This window comes from Chitinivorax sp. B (genome assembly GCF_005503445.1).
GTDB lineage: Bacteria > Pseudomonadota > Gammaproteobacteria > Burkholderiales > SCOH01 > Chitinivorax.
On record NZ_SCOH01000090.1, the window covers coordinates 1 to 6,188 of the forward strand.

Here is a 6,188-nt window from a genome sequence, read left to right on the forward strand (position 1 = left end):
GCGGTGCTGTAATAGTCGTAGTACACCGGCGCTTGCTTGCCGGCCTGGGCCAGCGGGTTATGGAAGGCCTTCAGGTTGCCGGCGCCATCGTATTCGTAGTTGAAGCTGCGGCCGGTCCAGTCGCTGATGCGGGCGATGCGCTCGCCGTTATAGGTCAGGTTGAGGCGGCGCCCCAGTGCATCCACCACCCCGGTCAGGCGTGGGCCGTCATAGCCCAGGCTCAGCCGGTTGCCGTGGCGGTCGTCGATGAACATCAGCCGGGCCTGCTCGTTGACCTTGCCCGATAGGCTCTCGAAGCTATAGGTCAGCCCATTGGGCTCGGTCAATACATACAGGCCGTTGCTGATGCGTTGCAGGGTAAAGAAATAGCCATCCGGCACTTTGAAGTCAGCTCGCCCCAGTGCGATGCCTTCTGCCGTACCATTGATGTGAATCGCCTTGGTGGCCCCACTACCGTCAGTCCAGACTACTTTGCTGGTCAGGCCATCGACCTGCTTGTCGTCTTCATCTTCATCCAGAAACTTCAGCGACTGCCGGAAGCTATGGGTCCAGCCGAAGCCCAGCGGGCCATCCTGCGGGTTGAGGCTGTTGTAGCTGCGCTCGAACACCAGCGGCAGGCCCCGCCCTTTGATCGCAATGTCGCGTTCGACGTGGTAGACATTGCCGGTCACCATGCTGACCGGGTCGTGGACCTGGGTGTCGAACCTGGATTGGCCGGTGCTGACCCGCCCACTGGCGACCCGTGGGGAGGGATCGTGGGCCTTGACCACATCATTGTTGTAGGTCTTCAGCCCGGATCGACCGTTGCTGGCCGAAGAATTGGTTGGGCTGGGCTTTTTGAAGATGGTGGCGCCACCCGCCAAGCGGTTGATGGCAAAGCTGGCAAAGCGGTTCTTGTAGGTGTTCAAGCCATTGGCTTGCATCACACACCCCTGCCAGTCGCCTGCCTGCAATGCGCCCAACGGCACCCGTACCACGATGCTGTCCGGGTCCAGCGCGGGGTTCTTGAAATAGCTGGCCACCCCTTCACCGCAACGGCCCAACTGATTGACCGGGGGATTGGCGCCAGGCTGGTAGTACTGCGCCAGGTTGGCCTTGTTGACCTCGATCACCGGCATGCCCTGCTCGTACGCCTGCTTCAGCCCGCTGATGGTCGAGACGGCGTCCATTCTGGCCATTTCCTGCCAGATGTAGGATTCGTAATAGGAGGCAGCATAGCCCGACAGCAGAAACACTTCCGGGTCGGATTCGCCGGTGGTGAGGTTGACGCTGCGCGACTGCCCGCCCGGCACATCGATCAGAAAGCCGGACCGGAACACCGCATAGGGCACATCGAACAGGTAGGCGACCCGCATCTGGGTCGAGGTCAGCCCCATGTGGTTGCCCGATTCGCCGCTCTCGCCCGACAACTGCCCAATCTGTTTGCTGGCATCGACGATATGCCGCATGTAGCGCAACCCGACCAGATGGAGGAATTCGCCTTCAATGGCATCGGCCGCATCGTTCGGGTTGGCGGTGGCCTGAATCTGCTTGAACAGCTGCGCGCTACGACGTTCCAGATAGCTATCTGAGGCCTGGTGCGCGTAAGCGAACAGCGCATGGTAGTTGGCCGCGCTGAGGCTGCTTTGAAACTGCGTCATCGTTGTCAGATTGATTTCCGGCAGTTTCAGCTCCAGTGCCAAACTGTCGTTCTGGGTGCAGAACGGGCGCACGGTGGTGCCCGCCGCCACTTCGACGCCATCCAGTTTGATGGAGGAGACCACCTGAATCGGCACCTCGCTGTTGTTGACTCGGGTGGTGCATTGCACGCTGCTCTGGCCGGGGTTGTTGACCCAGTGCTGTATGGCAGCACGATCCCGGTCCGCATACCCCTTGTACGACAGGGTCAACCGTTTATTGGCCAGGTTAGGCAGCAGCAAGGTGGTTGGCCTAGGTAAGCCCACGCCGTGCAAGGTCAGCTGAAAGCGGTGGGTATCAGGCAGCTGCGCCGTATCCGGCAGGTTGCTATTGCTCCATTTGGTATATTGCAAGACCCGGTAAGGCAGGCTGGTCGGCAGAATATCCCGGGCTCGTTTCTGCAGCGTGCCTTTATAGGGGACATCGATCAGCGAGGCGCTGGCATCTTGGGTGCGTACCGCAGCATCCACCTGGGCCGCAAAGACTTCGTGCGGTAATTCCCGTCCAGCCCGGCGAAGGAAGCCGGTGAAATCGAACTTGACCGGGACCGCCATGCCAGCCTGGTAGCGCATCTCCTTGAAGCTTGGGTCCAACGGTACCCAGCGCCGACCGGTGTGATCGGCACCGCTGCCACGGTAGTTGGTATAGGGGACGCAGGCTTCAACCCAGACGTGATTGAAGCGCAGCTCGGTGGCCGTCAACCCCACGCCGCCGGCCGAGCCGTTATAACCACTGCTCAGGATGCCAGCGGCCCCCTTCATCGTTTTGGCACCCAGCCAGCGCAACACGCGTTCGTCATCCACCGGGAAACTGATCTGCCCACGTACGTAGCGGGCCGGCACGCCCGCGGCGCGCAACAGGGCAATCAGCAGGCTGGCTTGGTCGGTCGCCCCACCGGATTGCGACAGCAAGGTGGTATGCGCACCCTTCAAAGCGCCGTAATAGGGCTGAAACTGAATTTCATTGGCAACGTAATCAAACATCCGTTGCGGAGAGTTACCCAGCTTGCTGGCCAGTTCGCGGATATCGGCAGTGAGGTCCGTATCGGCCTCGCCCTTCAGGTCCGCGGCAGTGCTGGCACAGTCGTTTTGTACCAGGGCGGCGGTCATGCGGGTTTCACGAGGAACCGTACTGCTCAGCCGCTCGAAAGCCGGGCTGAGCGCCCGGATTTGCGGCGTGATCACGGGCTCATCCGTGGCGTAAGGCAGCGGTTTGAATTGTTCCAGCGTGGGCACCGGGGCGGTCGCAACCGGTATCCGTGACGCAGCCGCTTGCTGCCAGGCGGTCAGACGACTTTGCAAGGTGTTGATCGCAGCCACTTCCCCGCTGGCACCCGCGGTTACCAGCAGCTTGGTCACGTCGTCACGCAGGGTATTGAAACGCGCCTCGATCTGCACCGGCAATCCCGCTGCACCCAACTGCGCGGCCACGTCCTGCCGTACCTGTTGCAAGGCTGCCAGCCGGCGTGTCAACAATGCGGTGAAACTGGCGGTATCCAGCGGTTGCTCCGCGCCGGCTGGCAGCGGCAGGAACGCCGCCATCGCCGGGCGCCGGCGATTCAATGCTGCCTGCAACTGCGCCAGCTCATGATCCAGCCGCGTGGCCAGCACATCATCAGATGGGGGGACCACACGCGACCGTGCCAATTCCGACACCGCTGCCGGGACCGGTGCCAACGCCGCATGGGCCTGCAGCGGGCTGAGCATATTCAGCCAGGCCGCACCCAGTAAGCTACCTAGCAAGATTTGGGATTTGTTCAACATCCGCATTGAGAGGTATTGCATATACCTCCCCTTGTTTGAACTTCTTCGTTCGCTTCCGTTATTCCATTTAATTCAGGTCCAAATCTAAATCTGGGTAGTTATCCGTTGAAATCAACCACTCCGACCCCTACGATTTCGATTTCAGCAATCAGGGCAGGTCCAAGTTGCTCTTACCGTTATTGTTCCACGATGCTTTACGCTGTGCTAAAAACTCTTGACTAAGAGAAGGAGCCAGCTCAATAGCCTTCAGATCTGCTTCCTGCTGGGTCAACTCTCTCTGCATCAAACGATGTGCCAGTATTTTTTGTTCAAGTTGAGGATCATTGGGTTCCATACCCTCAATTTCCTGAACATACAAGTCAACAGAATCAGTGGCATAAGTTGCCACTTGAACAACCCTGTCTACATCATTTTTAAACAGATAATCCAAAAGGCTACAAACCGCAAAGCACGCATCCTGAGCTGACGTCACATAAAGAGAAGCAAAGTCCTCCGAATTAGGTGCAGCAGACTCACAGGATGCAGTTGCATTTTTTATCTCTTGGGAACTTGGTGTTTGGTCATGAAGGTATGCCCAAACACAATCCAGAGCCTTCCGAACAGGGACATTATCACCCCAGCCGGCATCTTGCTGAAACATCAAATAATTTGGTATCAGCCGCTCACAACATAGTGCACCAAATGCGAGCTGTTGCTTGTCACCGAGTTTACTCAGTCGTGCCTTTAATACAGCACTATTAAATGCGGGCATCATCATGCTTTCAATACTCCATCACTTTAGAGGGCTTAATGGATCAATGCCTTGTTCACGCAGGGTATTCGTACAAGAAGGGCATATTGGGCGACTAGCTGCTGTGCCTGTCGGAGTTAAGCCCATTGCCCTTGCAGCATTAACACCCGTTACCTCCGGGTCGTATTGATAGCTGGCCAGCACTTCGCCGCCGGCGGCAGTTATCCGCTGAAATCAACCACTCTGACCTCTACGATTCGTGATTGCCCTTGACAATTCAACTTCGCAATGTCCACCAATGACAATGCAGTTCTGGCTCTAGGGTCACAACTACCTCTGACGCTCCATCAAGAACATCAAATACCACATGAACCCTGAAGCTTGACATATCTTGCTGGAGCTCGATGAACTGCACCCTTTCAGATGAAACTCTTACTAACTCTTTGCCACTGCATCGCAACACCACCTGGAACGATTCAGCAACTGCACTGAAGGAAATATCCAACTCTTGAAGCCCGTCACTTGACTGTTTCACATAGCGGCAATACGCCATACTGGGGTCTTCTTCAACCGGCTCAATGCCGAAAACCTCCAAGAAATCTGCCGTGCTTGGAAATTTCATCCTTACCTCCTCAATGAAATGGTATAACTGTGCTGAGGCGCCGGGTGCCATCTTCGAGAACTTGGAAGGTACTCTCAAACTTCGCATCCTTGCCAGAAGGCCCCATGAACAATGAATCACGCACCTCAAACTTCCCATACTGATTTGAAAATGTGCGAGCCACGTTCCCTTCAATTCTTGTCGATAACTCCAAATGCTCAGTAAGCATCCATCGAGTCCATCAGCTAGCACGCATAGAGCTATCTTTCTTCAATCTAATTTCCGTCACCGCTTCATCTATTTTTCTACGGAACTGATCATCAGACTCCCTACCTCTAACAACCAATAATTCAGAAATTATTTCATCTTGATTGTCTTCAATAGATATCAATAAATCCAGCGCACTTTCTCGACAATTAGAAGATAAATCAGAAATTTCCGCCAAAAAACTCTTGTAACTACTCCCTATAGCCCGCTTGCAGGCTTCCCCTAGTGGGTATTCTTCACCATCAAAAACACACAACACATCATCGACAGCATAACCATTTGAGATTTCAATCAACAGATCATAAACATAAGCTCGTCCACTCTTAACTTCAGAATTAACCACCTCGATTAAGAATGGAATAACGTAGAAAGCCGATTGATACAAATCGCCTTGCAAAACAACATAATTATCTAACCGCCAGTAAGATGACTCCTGTTCTTTTTCATCATCTGAAATAAGACCTTTAATTGCCTCTGGTACATGATCTGCAAAACCATGCGCCTGTTTCAACGTTGCCCAATTAATATCTCCAATTCCGTTAAACATCCAAAACACTCCTAATTTTCAGGCCCATACTTCCCTACGCATCGTTCACACCTAGGAATCACCTTATCATTCCGGGGTCGAATTACCTTCGTAAACTCGATAACCTTTGGATTGCCTAATGCTTCAGATGCTAAGTCCTCAGCACACCTTCCCGCATTGGCTCCACATGTAACCTTAACCCCAACAGCTACACGCCCCGTTGCGGGGTCATGAGCACCAACAACCGTGGTTATTTTGGCCTGCTGAGTTTTAGAAAGCATCGAGATTTCTGCAAGCTTTGCATCTCTTAAAGCTTCGGCTCTTTTTAACCCACTGTTTTCGACGATTCCAGCCTTCCCCCCACCACGAATCGACAACGCCAAGGCAACACGCTCCATCGCATTTGCGTTACCCAACGCACTAGCAAGGATTCCGGGTATCGCATACAACGGATTACCTGTTTGCTGCTGGCGCTGCGCCATGTTGGATGACACATTTTGCCAGTGTGCAAGTGTTTGTTGTTGGTTGTGTCGCTCCCAGGTCTCAAAATCCGGCCCAAAGTCCCAAAAGTTCTTGGGGCCCTTCCACTCTCCACCCTGGCTGTTCGCCCGCAGATTCTGCCCA

The 6,188-nt window shown here is 54.6% G+C and carries 5 protein-coding genes; all 5 read right to left on the minus strand.

The window, feature by feature from the left end; all coding sequences use genetic code 11:
- Positions 1 to 3,461: DUF6531 domain-containing protein (locus FFS57_RS24110; protein WP_249384155.1), on the minus strand; the 3,461-nt coding region annotated here is incomplete at its 3' end.
- Positions 3,462 to 3,588: 127 nt separating this feature from the next.
- Complete coding sequence (locus FFS57_RS24115) at positions 3,589 to 4,197, minus strand: DUF416 family protein (RefSeq protein WP_137940382.1); 609 nt, start codon at positions 4,195 to 4,197, stop codon at positions 3,589 to 3,591.
- Between the two features lie 250 nt (positions 4,198 to 4,447).
- Positions 4,448 to 4,792, minus strand: a complete 345-nt coding sequence (locus tag FFS57_RS24120) for a hypothetical protein (RefSeq protein WP_137940383.1) — start codon at positions 4,790 to 4,792, stop codon at positions 4,448 to 4,450.
- A 220-nt stretch (positions 4,793 to 5,012) separates the two neighbouring features.
- Positions 5,013 to 5,585 (minus strand): hypothetical protein, encoded by a 573-nt coding sequence (locus FFS57_RS24125; protein ID WP_137940384.1) that lies wholly within the window; start codon positions 5,583 to 5,585, stop codon positions 5,013 to 5,015.
- An 11-nt stretch (positions 5,586 to 5,596) separates the two neighbouring features.
- Positions 5,597 to 6,188, minus strand: a 592-nt coding sequence (locus tag FFS57_RS24130) for a hypothetical protein (RefSeq protein ID WP_171014188.1), incomplete at its 5' end; no start/stop codon positions are given.